Annotated in this window: 18 protein-coding genes; 13 read left to right on the top strand and 5 right to left on the bottom strand. The window is 67.5% G+C overall.

From position 1 onward, the window contains the following. The first annotated feature begins 36 nt into the window (after positions 1 to 36). The 3 genes from ACOOHP_RS00985 to ACOOHP_RS00975 all read left to right on the top strand — a co-directional run bounded on the left by ACOOHP_RS00985 (position 37) and on the right by ACOOHP_RS00975 (position 3594). Positions 37 to 1476 carry a DUF1329 domain-containing protein gene (locus ACOOHP_RS00985; protein WP_420464601.1) on the top strand — a complete coding sequence of 480 codons (1440 nt, stop codon included), beginning with the start codon at positions 37 to 39 and terminating at the stop codon, positions 1474 to 1476. Between the two features lie 320 nt (positions 1477 to 1796). Beyond that, positions 1797 to 2213, top strand: a complete 417-nt coding sequence (locus tag ACOOHP_RS00980; protein WP_420464600.1) for a DUF1499 domain-containing protein — start codon at positions 1797 to 1799, stop codon at positions 2211 to 2213. Between the two features lie 55 nt (positions 2214 to 2268). Continuing rightward, positions 2269 to 3594: a spinster family MFS transporter gene (locus ACOOHP_RS00975; protein ID WP_420464599.1), complete on the top strand. Its 1326-nt coding sequence runs from the start codon at positions 2269 to 2271 to the stop codon at positions 3592 to 3594. A 273-nt stretch (positions 3595 to 3867) separates the two neighbouring features. Here ACOOHP_RS00975 and ACOOHP_RS00970 read toward each other — a convergent pair whose 3' ends face one another. Further along, on the bottom strand, positions 3868 to 4590 hold the full coding sequence (locus ACOOHP_RS00970; RefSeq protein ID WP_420464598.1) for a TorF family putative porin: 723 nt from the start codon (positions 4588 to 4590) through the stop codon (positions 3868 to 3870). Between the two features lie 418 nt (positions 4591 to 5008). Between ACOOHP_RS00970 and ACOOHP_RS00965 the strand changes: the two genes are divergently transcribed. Further along, positions 5009 to 5392, top strand: coding sequence for a hypothetical protein (locus ACOOHP_RS00965; protein ID WP_420464597.1), 384 nt, complete (start codon positions 5009 to 5011; stop codon positions 5390 to 5392). A 48-nt stretch (positions 5393 to 5440) separates the two neighbouring features. Here the strand turns inward: ACOOHP_RS00965 and ACOOHP_RS00960 are convergent, their stop codons facing one another. Next, the gene (locus ACOOHP_RS00960) at positions 5441 to 6226 is read right to left on the bottom strand and encodes an outer membrane lipoprotein-sorting protein (RefSeq protein ID WP_420464596.1); all 786 of its coding nucleotides are present in this window, start codon (positions 6224 to 6226) and stop codon (positions 5441 to 5443) included. Further along, complete coding sequence (locus ACOOHP_RS00955) at positions 6223 to 8277, bottom strand: FAD-dependent oxidoreductase (protein WP_420464595.1); 2055 nt, start codon at positions 8275 to 8277, stop codon at positions 6223 to 6225. Before ACOOHP_RS00955 ends, ACOOHP_RS00960 begins: the two co-directional genes overlap by 4 nt. Positions 8278 to 8434: 157 nt before the next feature. On the opposite strand from ACOOHP_RS00955, the gene ACOOHP_RS00950 reads away from it, so the two are divergent. From ACOOHP_RS00950 to ACOOHP_RS00940, 3 genes are all read left to right on the top strand, one after another. Continuing rightward, entirely contained in the window at positions 8435 to 9319 is an 885-nt protein-coding gene (locus ACOOHP_RS00950; RefSeq protein ID WP_420464594.1) for an alpha/beta fold hydrolase, read from the top strand. Positions 9320 to 9546: 227 nt separating this feature from the next. Further along, positions 9547 to 10764, top strand: coding sequence for a bifunctional glutamate N-acetyltransferase/amino-acid acetyltransferase ArgJ (gene argJ, locus ACOOHP_RS00945; RefSeq protein WP_420464593.1), 1218 nt, complete (start codon positions 9547 to 9549; stop codon positions 10762 to 10764). Positions 10765 to 10774: 10 nt separating this feature from the next. Further along, entirely contained in the window at positions 10775 to 11740 is a 966-nt protein-coding gene (locus tag ACOOHP_RS00940) for a Nudix family hydrolase (protein WP_420464592.1), read from the top strand. Here ACOOHP_RS00940 and ACOOHP_RS00935 read toward each other — a convergent pair. Beyond that, positions 11716 to 11928 (bottom strand): DNA gyrase inhibitor YacG, encoded by a 213-nt coding sequence (locus ACOOHP_RS00935; RefSeq protein ID WP_420464591.1) that lies wholly within the window; start codon positions 11926 to 11928, stop codon positions 11716 to 11718. The two genes, ACOOHP_RS00940 and ACOOHP_RS00935, sit on opposite strands and share 25 nt — an antisense overlap. 26 nt (positions 11929 to 11954) lie before the next feature. Then, positions 11955 to 13355 carry a PLP-dependent aminotransferase family protein gene (locus tag ACOOHP_RS00930; protein WP_420464590.1) on the bottom strand — a complete coding sequence of 467 codons (1401 nt, stop codon included), beginning with the start codon at positions 13353 to 13355 and terminating at the stop codon, positions 11955 to 11957. 394 nt (positions 13356 to 13749) lie between these two features. Here ACOOHP_RS00930 and ACOOHP_RS00925 point away from each other — a divergent pair, with 394 nt between their 5' ends. From ACOOHP_RS00925 to ACOOHP_RS00900, 6 genes are read left to right on the top strand one after another with little or no spacing between them, the layout of a single operon-like run. After that, positions 13750 to 14232, top strand: a complete 483-nt coding sequence (locus ACOOHP_RS00925) for an MSMEG_0572/Sll0783 family nitrogen starvation response protein (protein ID WP_420464589.1) — start codon at positions 13750 to 13752, stop codon at positions 14230 to 14232. Positions 14233 to 14263: 31 nt separating this feature from the next. After that, positions 14264 to 15316 carry a Nit6803 family nitrilase gene (locus ACOOHP_RS00920; RefSeq protein ID WP_420464588.1) on the top strand — a complete coding sequence of 351 codons (1053 nt, stop codon included), beginning with the start codon at positions 14264 to 14266 and terminating at the stop codon, positions 15314 to 15316. A 1-nt stretch (position 15317) separates the two neighbouring features. Beyond that, positions 15318 to 16448, top strand: a complete 1131-nt coding sequence (locus ACOOHP_RS00915) for an MSMEG_0568 family radical SAM protein (RefSeq protein ID WP_420464587.1) — start codon at positions 15318 to 15320, stop codon at positions 16446 to 16448. Then, complete coding sequence (locus ACOOHP_RS00910) at positions 16432 to 16998, top strand: MSMEG_0567/Sll0786 family nitrogen starvation N-acetyltransferase (protein ID WP_420464586.1); 567 nt, start codon at positions 16432 to 16434, stop codon at positions 16996 to 16998. Before ACOOHP_RS00915 ends, ACOOHP_RS00910 begins: the two co-directional genes overlap by 17 nt. Next, positions 16995 to 17966, top strand: coding sequence for a sll0787 family AIR synthase-like protein (locus ACOOHP_RS00905; protein WP_420464585.1), 972 nt, complete (start codon positions 16995 to 16997; stop codon positions 17964 to 17966). The genes ACOOHP_RS00910 and ACOOHP_RS00905 overlap by 4 nt, the downstream gene beginning before the upstream one ends. Further along, a complete protein-coding gene (locus tag ACOOHP_RS00900; RefSeq protein WP_420464584.1) occupies positions 17959 to 18246 on the top strand; it encodes an MSMEG_0570 family nitrogen starvation response protein in 288 nt (95 codons plus the stop codon). The genes ACOOHP_RS00905 and ACOOHP_RS00900 overlap by 8 nt, the downstream gene beginning before the upstream one ends. The last annotated feature ends 10 nt before the right edge of the window (positions 18247 to 18256 follow it).

Raw genomic sequence — 18256 nt, 5'->3', positions numbered from 1 at the left:
CAGAATTCGACAACGCTCCAACGCGAGGAGATCAAGATGCGCGATTCCGCAACCCCGAGCACAAACCGTCACACCCGCCGGCGCCTGGCTGTCGCAGCGCTGGTCGCGGTGGCCCCGGCGCTGACCTGGTCCGCAGCGCAAGCCGATGCCAGCAAACTCGGCGGAGAGCTGACGCCCATCGGTGCCATTCGCGCGGCCAATGCCGACGGCTCCATTCCGGAGTTCACTGGGGAGAAGAATTTCCCCGAGGACATGAAGACCTGGACGCCGGAGCACCTGGAGAGCCTGCGCACACAGGACGCCAAGAAGCTCGAAGCGGAATTCCAGAAGGCGATCAAGCCCGAACTGCTCAAGCCCTTCGACACCGTGACCAAGGCCAACATGGCCAAGTATGCGGACAAGCTCACCGACGGCCACAAGGCGCTGCTGGAGAAGTACCCCACCTACAAGATGCCGCTGTTCAAGGGCGTGCGCACGGGCTTCTTCCCCAAGGAGATCGAGGAAGCCACGATCAAGAATGCGTCCACCGCCAAGCTCACCGGCACCGACCTGGTGACCGGCGCCAGCATCGGCTTCCCGTTCCCGATTCCCAAGAGCGGCGCCGAGGTGATCTGGAACCATCGCATGAAGTACCGCGGCAACGCGGTCACGCGCTACAACAACCAGGCCATCGTCAAGCCTGACGGCAGCTACCAGATCACCAAGCTGACCGAAGAGGTCAAGTTCAAGTACGCGAACTTCAAGGACCCGGCCGCGGCGGACAACAAATACCTGTTGATGTATCTGTCGGAAACCATTTCGCCGCCGCGCGTGGCCGGCCAGCTCACGCTGGCGCACGAACTGATCGGTCCCGACGCCGGCTCCGGTCGCGCTGCCTGGATCTTCTCGCCGGGCCTGGGCCGCGTGAACCGCGCGCCGGACGTGGGCTACGACAACCCGGCGGTGGGCACCGACAACGAGCAGTACTTCGACCAGATCGACGTGTTCAACGGGTCCTTGGACCGCTACGACTGGAAGCTGATCGGCCGCAAGGAGATGTACATCCCTTACAACTCCTATCAGATGAACTCGCCGCTGGTGAAGTACAAGGACATGCTCAAGCCCTTCCACGTCAATCAGGACAACGCGCGTTACGAGCTGCATCGCGTGTGGGTGGTGGAAGCCAACGTCAAGCAGGGCGTGCGCCACAACTTCGCCAAGCGCGTGTTCTACGTCGACGAGGATTCCTGGTCGATTGCCGCTGTGGACTGCTACGACGGTCGCGGCGAATTGTGGAAAGTGCAGGAGGCGCACCTGATCACCGCGCCGTTCGTGCCGACGGTGACCGGTTCGCCGGAAATCATCTACGACCTGCAGAGCACGCGCTACTTCGTCACCGCGATGGCCAACGAGGACAAGATCTCCGACTTCCATGCGTCGTTCGACGACAAGGAGTTCGAACCGTCGGCGCTGAAGCGCAAGTCGCGTACCAAGTAGCTGTTCCCGTTGCAGGCTGCAAGAAACGCCGGGCTGGTCCCGGCGTTTTCTTTTGTCGCGGATCGCACGGACGAACCCGGACAAGTCGAAAGACCGGCCAGGACTCGCTCACCCATGGGGCACCTGAGCCGCCGGCCAGATGCTTTTGATCCAATCCGTGTGATCCATGAAATCCCCGGCAAAGCTCCCTCGCGTCCGTTGGTGGCCGGTCAACTCGTCGAACTGATGCAGAACTCTTGCGTCTGGGTTGCGGGTAGCTCGCGTAAGGTCGGGTGGCGACTCGGGGAACGCATATGTGCCGGACGCATCGACTGTTCTGCATGAGCCTTGCGCTGCTCAGCGCGGGCTGCGGGCTGGGCACTGCCAACCTGCGGCCGGCAGACAGCGCGCTGCAGCGCTGCGACTCGGGGCCTCACTGCGTGTCTTCACGCAACCGCGAGGCGCATCACGCCATCGAACCCATCCACTACCGCGGCGCCACCGACGCCGCACGTCGACAACTGCTCGCAGTGCTGGCGACGCTGCCGGATATCGAGGTGATCGAAACCCGCGACGACTACGTCTACGCGCAGGCGGTGACGCGCTGGATGCGTTTCGTCGACGATCTGGAGTTCCGTTTCGTGCCCGACACCCGCCTGATCGAGTTGCGCTCTTCCAGCCGCATCGGCTACTACGACTTCCAGGTCAACCGCCGACGGCTGGAGGAGATCCGCCGACGCTTCGCCGAGGCGCCTTGAACCCGCCGGCGGCACCCACGACAACGACAAGCCGCAAGCGCGGCAGGGAGAACCCGTGAACGATCTCGCCGCGTCCGAGCGTGCGCCGTACCCAGCGCGACCCTACGCCTGGACAGTGGTGGGCCTGCTCACCGCTGCCTACGTGCTGTCCTTCATCGATCGGCAGATTCTCAGCCTGCTGGTGGGTCCGGTGCGCGCGGACCTGGGCATCTCGGATACGCAGATGAGTCTGCTGATGGGATTCTCGTTTGCGCTGTTCTACACCGTCTGCGGCATTCCACTGGGACGCCTGGCCGACAGCTGGAGCCGGCGCTGGATCGTGACCCTGGGGGTGATGTTCTGGAGCGCCGCCACCGCGGCCTGCGGCATGGCGCAGTATTACTGGCAGCTGTTCCTGGGCCGCATCGGTGTCGGCATCGGCGAGGCCGCACTGTCGCCGTCGGCGTACTCGCTGATCGCCGATTACTTCCCGCCGGACCGGCGCGCCACCGCCATCAGCGTCTACGGCATGGGCATCTTCATCGGCGCCGGGCTCGCCTACATCCTGGGCGGCCTGATCGTCGGCTTCGCCGCCGAGCGCGGCGAGGTGGTGCTGCCGCTGGTCGGCGCCACGCGGCCGTGGCAACTGGTGTTCTACGTCCTGGGCGCGGTGGGATTGCTGTTCGCCTGGGGTCTGTTGCTGATTCGCGAGCCGGTGCGCCGCGGCGCCTCGCAGGCCTCGATCCCGCTCGCGGAGGTGCTGCGGACCCTGGGACAGCATCGCAGAACGGTGCTGCTGCACAACCTGGGATTCGCCATGGTCGCGCTGGCCTCGTATTCGGCCAACGCCTGGCTGCCGTCGGTGTGGCAGCGCGTACACGGCTGGCCGATCCGCGACGTCGGCTTGATCTACGGCAGCGTGGTGGCGGTGTTCGGCGCCATCGGCATCGTCTTCGGCGGCGCCCTGGCGGATCGCTGGAAGTCGCGCGGCATCACCGATGCCACGCTGCGCGTGGGCGCCATCGCTGCCGGCTGCGGCGCGCTGCTGGCGATGTCGGTGGCGCTGATGCCCAGCGGCGCCGCGCTGGCCTGGATGGTGGTGCCGATGACCTTCTTCTTCAGCATGCCGTTCGGGGTGTCGGCCAGCGCCATCCAGGACCTGATGCCCAATCGCATGCGCGGACAGACCTCGGCGATCTACCTGTTCGTGGTCAATCTGGTCGGCCTGGGCATCGGCCCGACTGCGGTGGCGCTGCTGACCGACTACGTGTTCGCCGACGATCGCCTGGTGGGCTGGTCGCTGGGCATCGTCATGGCCGCCGCCCAGGGTCTGGCCTGTCTGCTATTGCTGCTCGGCTGCCGTCACTACCGGCGCAGCCTGCTCGAACTCCAGGGCAGCTAGCCCGCATTTCTCACAGGTCGCCGGAGAATCCATTGCCATTTCCGGTCCTCGCTGCGTTCTTCAAGCTCGCTTTAGAAATAGACAGTCGGAAGATTCTCCGGCGCGCTATGGGGTTCGCTCCGTCCCGGTGCGCTGCACGTCCTCGACATACGGCCATCGCTCGATCCCCTCGTGAGAAATGCGGGCTAGCGGCCGGACTGAAGCCGGTCGGGCGGCGGGGCACAGACCGCAACCGGCGCCGCCTGGCGGCGGGGCCGGTTGCGGAGCGCGCATTCAGAACGGGAAGGTCTTCTTCACGCTCACCAGCACCTTGGGATCGTCCTTGGTGCCGAGGAAGGTGTAGTCGTCTTCGATGTCGGTGTCGATCGCCGCCAGCGAGAACACCAGACCTTTGCTGACCGTCTTGGCCAGGGTGATGCTGTAGTCGGTATAGCTGTCACCGTAGATGGCTTCGGCACCGTTGCCGTGGGTATAGCCCACCTGCGCGGTCACGGCGATGGTGGGGTTGATCGCGTGGGTATAGAAACCGGAGTAGTAATAGCCTTCGGCGCGGGTGGCCAGATAGTCGTGCGAGTAGTACGCCTGCAGCTTCACCGGCCCGGCGAACAAGGTGCCGAACCACTCCAGGGTGTCGAAATCGCGACGTTCCGGGTTGATGCTCAGGTCTTCCTTGTCCTCGGTGAGGAAGTAGTACAGCGCACCCACGTCCACCATCACGGTGTCGCTGATCTTGTACAGATAGGCCGCGTAGACGTCGAACTCGGTGCCGCCGAACTTGTTGGCATTGGTGGCCCACACGCCGGCGAGCAGGCCGCTGTCTCCGGCGTAGTCGATGCCACCCTGCACCGCGGCGCCGCCGTCGGCAACCACACCACGGAACACGTACTCGCTGAAGGCGCCGACGTGGGCGGTGGTGCCGGCCTGCGCCGGGAACGCGCAGATCGCGCCGGCAACACAGGCCGCAGCGGGCCACAGTCCTTGCTGGATTCGATTCACTTTCTCTCTCCTGAGGTGTTGTCATTGGAATGTCGCGGCGCCGCGGAACACAGTCCGGTCCGCATCTCAGGGTCGTGCGACGGCCCCGTGACAGGCAAGCTAGGACGGCCACTCACGCGTAATCCCAGCGCTCGGCTGCAACAACCGGAGACCCACGTGAGGCCTGTCACGCTAAACCTGCTCGATATTCCCGCAAGGTGCGCGACGGCCCGCCCCGGGCGTGTTCAAGAAGTCGCAGATGCACTACGGTCGATCGAGTGCCGGACCGGGACCTCATCCCGGCGACCCGAACTCGGCCTTGGCCATCGCCCCCCCAGGGCTTCCGGGTCAAGGCGTGGCTTTCATTGCAAGGGGACAGACCCGCATGACCGTAAGCCGAAATCACGGATGGAGCCGGCTTCGCCCCCTGAGCGTTGTGTTGATCCTGATGGTGGGGACCGCACACGCTGCTGGCGACAACAAGTGGCAGATCGCGGTTGAGGGTCAGTCCGAGCTCAACGGCAAGGTGGTGATGCGCACCCAGCTCGGGAAGCTGGAAAAATTCAACCTGATCGGGGGCAGCCAGTCGATGATCACTATCGAGGTCCACGCCGATCTGCCGGGCGAACCGTACCTGGCGCAGATCATCTATCTGGAAACCGACACCATCTGCACACGCGGCGTTTCCGGCATGGCACCAACCGACGAGGTCGGGCTATCGCGTGAAGGCGGGAAGTACGTGATATCAGGCCAAATCAAATGCCGCCACAAGGACGGCGGCGAGCCCAGCACACGCCCAATCTCGGGCTGGTTCATGCAGTAGCGCCGCCGCACCGATCAGGGCAAGCCGTCCCGACGGCGACGCTTGTCCCTAGTCGACCTTGTGGAAATGGGCCGGGTCGAAGCTGCGCGGCGGCGGCTTGCGGTCGACCCGCACCGCGCCGAGAGAAAGATCGATGTGCGATCCCAGCCGATGGTCGTGCATGCGCCCGCGCGAGGCGTACCAGTAACGCCCGGCCTGGCGCAGGCTGGCCGGCTCCACCTGATAGGTCTTGACCGTGTCCTGCGCGTCCTGGAACTCGGCGCGCACCACCACACAGGTCTGCTCGTCGACCGTGGCCAGCACCCGCCGATACGGCGAGTCCGCCACCGTGGGCGAGAAACGCAGCACCTGCGCCGCGCGATCGTGCCAGCGGGTGGCCCGGTCCCGCGAGATCGACGATGCGCCGAGCAACTGGCTGATCAGACGCAGATCGGACACGTCCAGCGTGGTACCGGCGATCCGGCCATCGGGACCGGCACTGTTCACCCGCCGCACCTTGCCCAGCGCCGGCAGGTAAAGATGCAACGCATCGTCGCCGCTCTGTTCCACCAGCAGGTAGCGCATGCCGGCCAAATCGGACGGCGCGGTGATGTGCAGCATCGCGCGCAATCCGTCACGGTCGCGATGGCTGTAGAAGCGTGCCGACAACTGCGGCGTGGTGACCTGCTCGCCGCGGGCTTGGATGCGCAGGTCGCCGATGGTCAGGTGCGGCGGCGCGTTGTCGCGCACGCACTCCACCACCTGCACCACCGGCGTCTGCGTGGTGACTTCCATGGCCGCCGTGCCGAGCAGGCCCAGCGCCACGATCAGCAGCCGGTGCAACGTCTGTTTCATAACGCCGCTGCCAGCCGGCTGCCCTGGTCGATGGCGCGTTTGGCATCGAGTTCGGCAGCCTCATCGGCGCCGCCGATCAGATGCACGTTGGCACCAGCGGCCAGCAAGGGCTGATGCAGTTCGCGCAGCGGCTCCTGACCGGCGCAGATCACGATGTGATCCACCTCGATCAGCTCGTGCTTTTCGCGACGATTGCCGTAACTGATCAGCACGCCGCGTTCGTCCATCGATTCGTAGTTGACGCCGCTGCGCGTCTGCACCTTGCGCGCCTGCAGCGAGGCGCGGTGGATCCAGCCGGTGGTCTTGCCCAGCCCCGCGCCCGGCTTGCCGGCCTTGCGCTGCAGGAGAAAAATTTCGCGTGCCGCGGACGGCGGCTGCGGACGTGCGACGCCTCCGCGCGCCTTGCCCGGATCGGTGACACCCCACTCCTTCATCCACTCCGCCAGGTCCAGGGTCGGTGACATGGCGCCGCTTTCATGCGCCAGGTATTCGGCAACATCAAAGCCGATACCGCCGGCGCCGATCAGCGCCACCCGCCGCCCGATTTCGGCCTTGCCGCCGAGCACATCCACGTAGCTGAGCACGCGACCGGCGCGCGACTGCTCTTCCAGCCCCGGGATCATCACGCGGCGCGGCGTGACGCCGGTAGCCAGGATGATTTCGTCGTACTGCCCGGCCAGCAGCGCTTCTGCGGTCATCGGCGCTTGCAGTTTCAGGCGCACGCCGGTGGCTTCGAGTTTGCGGGCAAAATAGCGCAAGGTCTCATGGAATTCCTCCTTGCCGGGAATCTGTTTGGCCAGATTGAACTGGCCGCCGATGCGATCCGCCGCATCGAACAGGTCCACCGTGTGTCCGCGCTCGGCTGCCACCGTCGCGGCCGCCAGTCCCGCAGGACCGGCGCCGACCACGGCGACCTTCTTGTGATGCGGCGCCTTCAGGTAATTCAGCTCGGTCTCGTGGCAGGCGCGCGGATTGACCAGGCAGCTCGCGATCTTCAGCTTGAAGGTGTGATCCAGGCAGGCCTGGTTGCAGCCGATGCAGGTGTTGATGTCCTGCGCGCGGTCCTGTGCCGCCTTGGTCACGAAATCGGCGTCGGCCAGAAACGGTCGCGCCATGCTGACCATGTCGGCCTGGCCGTCCGCAAGAATCCGTTCGGCCACCTCAGGCGCGTTGATGCGGTTGGTGGTGCAAACCGGAATGCCCACCTCGGCCTTGAGTTTCTGCGTGACCCAGGCAAACGCGGCGCGCGGCACCGAGGTGGCGATGGTCGGCACCCGCGCCTCGTGCCAGCCGATACCGGTGTTGAGGATGCTGGCACCGGCCTTCTCCATCGCGCGCGCCAGCATCGCCACCTCGTCCCAGCTCTGGCCGTCGAGGATCAGGTCCAGCGCCGAGATGCGATAGATGATGATGAAGTCGCGGCCCAACGCCTCGCGCGTGCGCGACACGATCTCCAGCGGCAGGCGCATGCGATTGGCATAAGCCCCGCCCCATTCGTCCTTGCGCCGGTTGACGTGGGTGACCAGAAACTGATTGATGAAATAACCCTCGGAGCCCATCACCTCGACGCCGTCGTAGCCGGCTTCGCGCGCCAGCGCGGCACAGCGGACGTAAGCGCGAATCTGCTGTTCCACGCCGCGGCTGGACAGTTCGCGCGGCGCGAACGGCGAGATCGGGCTCTTGACGCGCGAGGCACTCACCGCCAGCGGGTGATAGCCGTAGCGACCTGCATGCAGGATCTGCAGCGCGATCTTGCCGCCGTCGGCATGCACCGCATCGGTGATCACGCGGTGCTGCCTGGCTGCTGCGGACGTCGCCAGCCGCCCCGCAAATGGCGACACCCAGCCCGCCACGTTGGGTGCAAAGCCGCCGGTGACCATCAGCCCGACGCCGCCGCGCGCGCGTTCGGCGAAGTACGCCGCCAGCCGTGGAAAATGCTTGGCGCGATCCTCCAGCCCGGTGTGCATGGAGCCCATCAGCACCCGGTTCTTGAGCGTGGTGAATCCCAGGTCCAGCGGGGCCAGCAAATGTGGGTAGGGCGACATCCGCATCCTTGCCTTCAAAGTTGACCGAGCCTAGTCCGGTCGCCGACGGCGGTCATGCGCTGCCGCGCACAGGGTCCTGTCGCTGTAGCCGGTCGTCGGCCCGATTCACTCGGTAATTACCCCACGCTGACATGCGGCTGACCAAGATGTCAGGCTTGCTGCCATGAATATCACCTTGCCCGCGTCGGTTCTGCCGGTGGAGCAGAGTTACTTCTTCCACGGCCATTACCGGCTTGCTTTCGAAACCCACGGTCCTGCCAGCGGCACGACGGTGATCCTGGTCCACGGCATCCTGCTGGACAGCTATTGCAATCGCGATATCGCCGCGCACCTCGCCGCTGAAGGTTATCGCGTGATCCTGCTCGATCTGCTCGGCCACGGCCGCAGCGACAAGCCAGTCAAGGCTGCCGAGCATCGCGTAGATTTCTATGCCGAGCAGGTCCTGGGCCTGATGGATCACCTGGGTCTGGAACGTGCCGTGCTCGGCGGCGTGTCGCTGGGCGCCATCACCGCGCTCACCGCCGCCTGCCTGGCACCGCATCGCGTGCGCGCGCTGATCCTGGAAATGCCGGTGATGGAAAACGCAGTGCCCGCTGCCGCATTGATGCTGGTGCCGCTGATGATCGCCGTGCATTACATCACCCCGGCCTACCGGGTGTTCGCGCGGCTGCTGCGGCGCCTGCCGGAACCGCGGCGCGCCGTCATGACCAGCCTGCGCAACGCATTCGCCGCCGAACCCGAGGTGATCCGCGCGATCCTCCACGGCATCCTGGTCGGCCCGGTGGTGCCCTCGCTGCGTCGCCGCAAGCACATCCAGCAGCCCACCCTGGTGATCGGCCATGCGCGCGATCCGCTGCATGATCTGGCCGACGCCAAGGCGCTCAAGCGCCAGTTGCCCAATGCCGAAATCCTGGCCGCGCGTTCAATCTGGGAACTGCGCACGCAGCCGGAACGGCTGATGCCGCAGATCCTGGATTTCCTGCGCCGCGTACCGGCGGAAACCGACCGCGCCGCGTCCCTGCGCCAGCGGCGTGCGGCGAACGGGTGAGTTCGCGTTCCCAGGCGAGAGACTTTTTCAAGAATCACGCAAAGGCGCGAAGAGGCCACAAAGACGCAGACGGACGCGAAAATCCCTGCTCGCACGCGCGCAGCACCACCCACTTTTTGCGCCTCTGCGGCTCCTTGGCGCCCTTGGATGATTCTTCAGATTCGCGCTCGAAACCCCCTGGCCCGCGATAAACTCGCGCGCCTTTTCCCACAGCGCCGAGTCTGGCCATGGCCGTCAAGCTTTCTGTTCCCGAATTCCTGCACAGCGTGCCGGGCGTGCGCCTGGGCGTGGCCGAAGCCGCCATCAAGAAGCCGGGCCGACACGATCTGCTGGTGATGACACTGGCGCCGGGCACGCGCGCAGCAGGCGTGTTCACCCGCAATGCGTTCTGTGCCGCGCCTGTCACGGTCTGTCGGGAACGGCTCGGGCGCGGAGACGACATTCGCGCGCTGCTGATCAACGCCGGTAACGCCAACGCGGCCACCGGCCAGGGCGGCATCGACGATGCGCACGCAACTTGTGCGGCGGTGGCCGAGGCGCTCGGCTGCGCGCCGCAGGCGGTGCTGCCGTTTTCCACCGGCGTGATCGGCCAGCGCCTGCCGGTCGCGCGCATGCAGGCGGCCATTCCGGGCGCCGTCGCCACTGCCCGCCCCGACGGCTGGCTGGACGCGATGCGCGCGATCATGACCACCGACACCGTGCCCAAGGGTGCGACGCGCAAGGTGAGGACCTCGCAGGGCGAGATCACCGTCACCGGCATCGCCAAGGGCGTGGGCATGATCTGCCCGGACATGGCGACGATGCTGGCGTTCATCGCCACCGATGCCGGGCTGGATCAGGCGGCGGCGGACGCGGCGCTGCGCAGCGCCGTCGGCGTGTCCTTCAACTGCGTGACGGTGGACGGCGACACCTCCACCAACGATGCCTGCGTGCTGGTGGCCACCGGTGCCACCGGCGCGCCGATCAATACTGCACATGCCGACTATGCGCCGGTGCAGGCCGCCATCACCGAGGTCTGCACGGAGCTCGCTCAAGCGGTGGTGCGCGATGGCGAAGGCGCCACCAAGTTCATCACCATCGAGGTCGGCGGCGCCACGTCCGAAAGTGAAGCGCGTCAGGTGGCGTATTCGGTGGCGCATTCGCCGCTGGTCAAGACCGCGATGTTCGCCTCCGACGCCAACTGGGGCCGCATCGCCATGGCCATCGGCAAGGCCGGCGTGGACGGACTCGATCAATCCACCGTCAGCATCGCCCTGGACGAAGTGCAACTGATCGAACGCGGCCAGCCGCATCCCGACTATCGCGAAGAACGGGGCAGCGCGGTGGTCGCCAAGGAGGAGTTCAGCATCCGCATCGGCCTGGGTCGCGGCACTGCGAGCGCGCGCATCTGGACCTGCGACTTCAGCTACGACTACGTCAGGATCAATGCGGAGTATCGAACCTGAGGGTCCGCAGGTGAACGCTGCGGCCGTCCCGCTTCCGCATATCGACGTCGCCTGCGGCGTGCTGCAGCGCGCCGATGGCCGCGTGCTGATCGCGCAGCGTCCGCCCGGCAAGATCGCCGCCGGCAAGTGGGAATTCCCCGGCGGCAAGATCGAAGCGGGCGAGTCGCCGCGCGCAGCACTGGACCGCGAGCTGCACGAAGAACTGGGCGTGTCGCTGCAGCAGGCGCGACCACTGATCCGCTTCACGCATGCCTACCATGATCGCATCGTCACCCTGCACACCTGGCTGGTCATGGCATGGGCCGGTGAAGCGCATGGACGTGAATCCCAGTGCGTGGAGTGGCATGCAGCGGATGCGGCGATCAATCTAGACGTACTGCCGACGGTGGCGCCCATCCTGCGTGCGCTGCTGCTGCCCACCGACTATGTCTTCACCCCGCCGGACGCCGACGAACACCTGATTCGCGGCAGCCTGTCGCAATTGCCGTCGGGGGCGCTGCTGCGGCTGCGCTTGCCGGCGCGATCCGATCAGTCCTACGCCGCACTTGCCGGGCGCGTGATCGCCGACGCGCGCGCGCTGGGCTTGCGCGTGACCCTGGATCGGGGTGAAGCGCTGGCGCGCGAACTCGGTGCCGCCGGCTGGCATCAACGCCAGGCGGAGCTGATGGCATGCGCAGAACGTTCACCCCGGCCACCGGGCTGGTTGCGCCTGGTTTCGTGTCACGACCGCGCGTCGCTGGAGCAGGCCAGGATGTTGGGCTGCGACGCGGCGGTGCTCGGCGCCGTGCACGCCACGTCCACTCATCCCGGCGCGACAGCACTGGGATGGCGCGGTTTCGCGACGCTGGCCGGCAACGCCAACCTGCCGGTCTACGCCATCGGCGGCATCGGACCCCGCGACCGGGACCGCGCGTTTGCGCATCACGCTCAGGGCGTGGCGGGCATCTCGGCCTACTGGAGCCGGTCCGAATCCTGAGTGCGCGGCACAGCGTCCTCGATCTCCGAGTCAGATTCGCTGACCGGAATCGAATGCTTCTCCGCAAACCATTCGCCCAGGTCCAGCAGCTTGCAGCGTTCGCTGCAGAACGGCCGGAAGCGATTGCTCTTTTCCAATGACGAGGGCTGGCGGCACTGCGGACAGGCGGCGGTCTTGTGGGCAGTCATCTGTGGATTATCGCCGCGGGCAGCGCTCACATCACCTTGGAGGTGATGGCCGGCGCCTGTTCGATGGCGTCCTCGATGATTTCCAGACTGTGCTGGCAGGCCAGGCGATCGCCTTCGCCGCCCAGGCACACGCGCACCGCGGCCGGCGCCTTGCCGCTGACGGTGAAGGTGTCGGACACCACCACGCCGACGCCGTGGGCGCGCAGGTGCAAGGCGAATTCGATGCGCGTCCAGGGCTCGGGCACCGCCAGCCACAGGTGGAAGGCCTCGCTGCGACTGCGGTAGCTCGCACGCCGCAGGATGCGACGCGCCAGCGCCTGGCGCGCCGCCGACTCGGCACGGATGGCGGCGGTCATCGCCTCGACGGTGCCGTCCTCGATCCAGCGCGTGGCCAGGCGGATCATCGGTGGCGCCGCCATCACCGAGGTGGTACGCAGGATCGCCGACAGGCGCGCGGTGTAGCGCGCGTTGGGCGACACCACGTAGCCGATGCGCAGGCCGGCGCCCAGGCACTTGGCAAAGCTGGTGACGTAGAAGCACAGCTCCGGCGCCATCGCCGCCAGCGGTAGCGGACGGCGCGCGCACAGCCAGATGTAGGGGTCGTCCTCGATGATCGGCACGTTGTAGCGACGCGCGATCTCGCACACCGCCGCGCGCCGTTCCGGCGTCATCACCGCGGTGGTGGGATTGTTGAAGGTGGGATTCAGATACAGCGCCTTGGGCAGGTCGGCGGCGCACAGCGCAGCGAAGGCCTCGGGGTCGAGCCCGGCGTCGTCGGCCGGAAGGCCCACCAGGCGGATGCCGAGCTGCGCGGCCAGCCCCTTGATGCCGGGATAGGTCACCGCCTCGCAGGCGATGTGATCGCCGGGCCGCGCCAGCAGGGTGAACAGGCCCAGCAGCGCGCCCTGTGCGCCGGGGCAGATCAGCACGCGCGAGGGCTCGAGTGCGGGCAGCAGATCGCGCAGCCACTGCGCACCCGCCTCGCGGTCCTCGATCTGCCCGCCGAACGGCTGGTAGCGCAACCAGGCGTGCACCTCGCGATCGCTGGCCAGCCAGCCCAGACCCTCGCGCAGGCGCTGCAGCAGCGCCGCATCGTCCGGCTCGGGCGGCATGTTCATGGTCATGTCGATCAAGGTGCCAGGTGGCGCGCGGCGCACCGGCCCACTACGCAGCACCTCGCGCACATAGGTGCCGCTGCCGGCACGCGCGTCCAGCAGACCGCGCCGCTCAGCCTCGGCGTAGCCGCGTGCCACGGTACTGAAGTTCAGGCCCAGCGCCGCGGCCAGCACCCGCAAGGTCGGCAGGCGCTGGTGCGCCACCAACTGGCCGGACTGGATGTCCTCGGCCAGCGCGTCGGCCAGGGCCAGGTAGGCCGGTCGCTGACTGCCGCGGATCGCTGCCGCCCAGCGTCGGGTTTCATTGCTCATTACCGTTGCCGTCACAGGCCCGGCAACAGCACCGCAACAATTGTTCCGTCGCGTTGCGCGTGTTGCGCGGCGCGCGGCACCGCTTTGCGCGCTGCCTTGGGGCGGCGACGGCTGGCCTGTGCACCGCGACCGCGCATATGCCAGATGCGAAGCCCAATGTTTCGACTTGTTGCAGCTTGAGTGTTCGCCGAACCCCAGGGTCGCGGTGGAAAAAACTCCAGACCGATCCGCAATGTCTCGTCTTGATCGCATCGAGGCCTGCGGTCCGGCCCGCCACATGGCATCGCCGTTGCTCCGATTCCCGCGCAGGTCTGAAAAGCCCTGAGCACACGCCGACGCGCATCGCAGCGGCGTTTTCGAATCCTTGAAACGCAGCAGCCACGGAGATCCGATCATGCCCGCCGTCAGCCATCCCGCCACCAAGAAAGGCGATTTCTTTGTCGATTACGAAGAAAAGGTGTTCGAGGACGTCAAGGCCAAGCCCGGCGAAAAAGCGCTGGTGACCTTTCACACGGTGGCCTTCGAAGGCTCCATCGGCCTGGTCAACATCCTTCAGGCCAAGCGCCTCATGCGCAAGGGCTTCGAGACCTCGATCCTGCTCTACGGTCCGGGCGTGACCCTGGGCATCCAGCGCGGCTTTCCCACCATCGGCGACGAGGCCTTCCCCGGCGCGCAGAACTTTGCCAAGCAGCTCGAAGCCTTCATGTCCGAGGGCGGCAAGGTCTACTGCTGCCGCTTCGCGCTGCAGATGCTGTACGGCCACGGCGAGCACTCGCTGGTGCCGGGCATCGTGCCGATCAATCCGCTCGACGTGCTGGACCTGATCCTGATCCACCGCAACGACAACGCTTTCATGATCCACACCTGGACCGTCTGAGCCGGCTCGCGCACGCAAGTCAGGCACCGCCATGGCCCACGCGATCGTCCGCGCCGCCGCAGTCCAGCTCAACCCGGATCTGGACTCGGCCGACGGCACCCTGCAGCGGGTGCTGGCAGCGATCGCCGAGGCCGCGACGCAGGGCGTGCAGTTGATCGTGTTTCCGGAAACGGTGGTGCCTTACTACCCGTACTTCTCCTTCGTCACTCCCGCGGTGACGATGGGCCCGCCGCACCTGAAGCTCTACGAGCGCTCGCCCACGGTACCCGGCCCGCTGTGCGATGCGGTGGGCGCGGCGGCGCGCGACGCCCGCATGGTGGTGGTGCTGGGCGTCAATGAGCGCGACCACGGCACGCTGTACAACGCGCAGCTGGTGTTCGACGCCGACGGCGCGCTGGTGCTGAAGCGTCGCAAGATCACGCCGACCTATCACGAGCGCATGGTCTGGGGCATGGGCGACGGCTCCGGCCTGCGCACGGTGGACACCGCGGTCGGCACGCTCGGGGCGCTCGCCTGCTGGGAGCACTACAACCCGCTGGCACGTTACGCGCTGATGGCCCAGCACGAGCAGATCCACTGCAGCCAGTTCCCCGGCTCGCTGGTGGGCCCGGTGTTCGCCGAGCAGATGGAAGTGACCATGCGCCACCACGCGCTCGAGTCCGGCTGCTTCGTGGTCAACGCCACCGCCTGGCTGACGCCAGAACAGTGCAAGGCGCAGGCGCCGACGCCGGAGCTGGAAAAGGCGTTCCGCGGCGGCTGCTACAGCGCGATCATCTCGCCCGAGGGCAAGCACCTGGCCGAGCCGCTGCGCGAGGGCGCCGGCATGGTGATCGCCGACCTGGACTTCGCGCTGATCGACAAGCGCAAGCGGATGATGGATTCGGTCGGCCACTACGCGCGCCCCGAACTGCTGAGTCTGCGGCTTGATCGCCGCGTCGCCGCGCCGCTGAGCAGCGCGGAGCACGCGCCGAACGCGGCCGACGCCGACCTCGCCGCCCAGCTCGTGGCCGCCGCGCCGCCGACGCGAGGCCAGGGCATCGAGGCGGCCTATCTGCAGGCCCTGAGCACACTGATGGAGAAATGACATGGACGACGCGCTGCGGCTGCCCGCCGAGTCCGGCCGGCACCTGATCACCGAATTGCAGGCCCTGGGTCTGCGCCTGGAAGACGCAAGCGCCGGCGCCGCGGCGCGCCAGGGCGGTGCCGGTCCCAGCGATCACAAGGCTGTCACCGTGCTCGGCCGCACGGTGATGGTGCCGGTGCACGGCGATGGCGCGCGCCAGTCGCCCTTCATCGCCCGCGCACCGGATGCGCGCGGCGTCAGCGTGCTGGAACGCCACGGCCTGGCGGTGGGCCGCATCGAGTTTCCGCGCCAGCCGCGCTTCTACGCGCTGCAAACTTTCGACGGCGTGCCCTACTCGATGATCGCGCAGCTGCACGGGCGCGACGTGCTTGCCACCACCGTGCTGCAGACCTGCATCCGCTACGGGCGACGCAGCACCTCCTGCCAGTTCTGCGCCATCGGCGAATCGCTCAAGGCCGGCCGCACCATCAACCGCAAGACGCCCGAGCAACTCGGCGAGGTGGCGCGCGCCGCGGTGCTGCTCGACGGCGTGCGCCACATGGTGATGACCACCGGCACCCCCAACTTCACCGACCGCGGCGCCGAGCTGCTGTGCGAGAGCGCCTTCGGCGTCAAGGCGGCGGTGAACCTGCCGATTCAGGCGCAGTGCGAACCCCCCGACGACGCGGCCTGGTTTGCGCGCCTGCGCGATGCCGGCGTCGACAGCCTGGGCATGCATCTGGAAGCGGTTACGCCGACGGTGCGCGCGCGCATCATGCCGGGCAAGGCCAGCGTCTCGGTCGAGGACTACCTGCGCGCCTTCGAGGCCGCGGTCGGGGTGTTCGGGCGCGGCCAGGTCAGCACCTACATCCTGGCCGGGCTGGGCGACAGCGACGAGGCGATCCTGGCCATGTGCCGGACCTTGATCGCGCTCGGCGTGTATCCCTTCGTGGTGCCCTTCGTGCCGCTGATCGGCACGCCACTGGCGGGCCACCCGGCACCGGACGCGGCGCGCATGCGCGGGCTGTTGCAGCCGCTGGGCCGGATGCTGATCGAAGGCGGCCTGAAGTCCGCCGACATCAAGGCCGGCTGCGGCAAGTGCGGCGCCTGCTCGGCGCTGGCGAGTTACGAGACCGATGCCGCCCTCGTCTGAGTCGCTGGACTGGACGCCAGCGGGCCTGGCCGGCGCCGGGCCTTATCGCGCGGCGGAGCTGCGCTACAAGCCGGTCACCGAGCGCTGGGAGCGGCGTCAGGCGATGCGCCTGCGGCGCACCGTGTTCTGCACCGAGCAGGGCCTGTTCCGCCATCACGACCGCGACGCGCAGGACCGCGAGGCGCTGCTGCTGGTGGTGCTCAACTGCGTGTTCGGCATGCCCGAGGACGTGGTCGGCACGGTGCGTATCGCGCAGACCGCGCCGGGTCAGTGGCAGGGCTCGCGACTGGCGGTTCAGGCCGACTACCGCGCGCATCGCCAGATTGGCACGCAGCTGATCCGCCTGGCGGTGGGCATCGCGGTGGCGCGCGGTGCGCAGCGCTTCACCGCGCAGGTACAGGCGCAGAATGTAGCGCTGTTCGAACGCCTGCACTGGCGCGCGTTGGAACGCATCGAACTGCAGGGCCGACCGCACTGCCTGATGCAGGCCGAGCTGGCGCACTACCCCGCCTGCGGGATCGGGCCCCTGCCGCTGGAGCGCGCGGCGTGAACCTCACGGCCCTGATCGACGGCCTGCACAGCAGCCGCGGCGTGCAGCACAAGCGCGACATCGCGGCGGTGGTGCAGGACCTCGGTCTCTCGGGGGATTCATCGATCGCGGTAGGTGACGACTGTGCCGCCATCCCCGACGGCGAGGGCTGGAACCTGCTGGCGATGGAGGGTTTCCAGCCCGAGTTCGTGGCCTGCGACCCCTGGTTCGCCGGTTGGTGCGCGGTGATGGTCAACCTCGCCGACGTCTACGCCATGGGCGGACGCCCCACGGCGCTGGTCAACGCGCTGTGGAGCGGCGATGCACCGAGCTGCCGGCAGATGCTGGCGGGCATGGCCGCCGCGGCACAGACCTACCGCGTGCCCATTGTCGGCGGCCACAGCAACACGCGCGCCGAGGCGCCGTACCTGGCGGCTGCCATCCTCGGCCGCGCGCGCCGGCTACTGACCAGCTTCGACGCCCGGCCTGGCGATGCGCTGGTGGTTGCCATCGATCTGCGCGGTGCCTACCGCAAGCCTTTTCCGCACTGGAACTGCACCGAACAGGCGCCGGCCGAACGGTTGCGCGGCGATCTCGAACTGCTACCGCAACTGGCCGAAAGCGGGCGCTGCCGCGCGGCCAAGGACATCAGTCAGGCCGGCGTGCTCGGCACCCTGCTGATGCTGCTGGAGGGTTCCGGCGTCGGCGCCGTGGTGCAGCCCGCCGCGGTGCCGCGCCCGCCCGAAGTCGAGGCCCGGGCCTGGCTGCTGTCGACCTTTCCCAGCTACGGCTTCTGCCTGGCGGTGACACCGCAACACGTCGCCGCCGTCATCGACACCTTCCAGCAGCGTGACCTGGCCTGCGCCGTGATCGGCCACTGCGACGCGACGCGGCGGCTGACCCTGGTCCACGGCGAGCAGCGCCTGCCGGCCTGGGACCTGCGCGAATCCCCGCTCACCGGCTGCACCCGCGGTGCGATCCATGCCTGAGCTGCGCTTCACCGTGCGCTGGCCGGATCAGTCCGAGTGCGTCTGCTACTCGCCGTCCAGCCGCATCCGCGAAGCCTTCGTGCTCGGCCAGCCGTATCCCCTGGACGAGTTCGTCTTACGCGCCCGAGAGGCGCTGCAACAGGCCAGCGCACGCGTCGCCGGGCTCTACGGCTTCGGCTGCGGCCAGGCGCTGGCCCAGATCGCGACGATCGAGCGACAGGCCGCGCAGTACCGCGACCGGCCCGACCCGCAGGTCGTGGTGCAGGCCTTCCATCCCTGAAGCTTCCGAT

Origin of the sequence: Panacagrimonas sp., assembly GCF_965216805.1 — a bacterium.
Taxonomy (GTDB): Bacteria; Pseudomonadota; Gammaproteobacteria; order Nevskiales; family Nevskiaceae; genus Panacagrimonas.
The sequence above is the reverse complement of the archived record's forward strand: the minus strand, read 5'-3'. Positions and strand labels throughout refer to the sequence as shown.